The sequence below is a fragment of the Vibrio sp. MM46 genome, from assembly GCF_027587135.1.
In the GTDB taxonomy this organism is placed as follows: Bacteria; Pseudomonadota; Gammaproteobacteria; order Enterobacterales; family Vibrionaceae; genus Vibrio; species Vibrio harveyi.
The window spans coordinates 1-633 of sequence record NZ_JAPPTO010000097.1 but is presented as its reverse complement, the minus strand read 5'-3'; the positions used below and the strand labels follow the sequence as shown (position 1 = coordinate 633).

Genomic DNA, 633 nt, shown 5'->3' with positions numbered 1-633 from the left:
ACTTCGATTGATGACGAAGTCTACGAAGGTCCAGAGAACTTTACGGTAGATGTGACCGGTCTTGGTCCTGTCCAAGGCACTGATACGGGTACCGCAACTATTGTTGACGATGGTACTGGCCCTGATCCCGATCCGGATGATGACCGCCCAACGGTATCTATCAGTGATGCTGGCACGATTAACGAAGGTGACACCGCCAACTTCGTTGTCTCGTTAACTAATGCATCAGAAGCCCCAGTCGAAGTTCAACTGGATCTTAACCTCGGTGATACCGAAGCAGGCGACCTCGGCACTCTTGAATACAACACGGGCTCTGGTTGGGTTGCCGTTCCTGTTAATGGTGTGGTGAGTGTACCAGCAGGCTTAACTGAGTTTGATGTACGAATCGCTTCGATTGATGATGAAGTCTACGAAGGTCCTGAAAACTTCACGGTAGACGTAACTGGTTTAGGTCCTGTGCAAGGTTCCGACACGGGTACAGCCACTATCGTCGATGACGGTACAGGGCCAGACCCAGATCCGGACGACGACCGCCCAACGGTTTCTATTAGTGATGCAGGCACAATTAACGAAGGTGACACCGCCAATTTCGTTGTCTCATTAACTAACGCTTCTGAAGCCCCAGTCGAAGTT

The 633-nt window shown here is 50.9% G+C and carries 1 protein-coding gene; it reads left to right on the top strand.

Annotation, left to right across the window (positions count from 1 at the left end):
- Positions 1 to 633, top strand: a 633-nt coding sequence (locus OH459_RS28075) for a Calx-beta domain-containing protein (RefSeq protein WP_333482899.1), incomplete at both ends; no start/stop codon positions are given.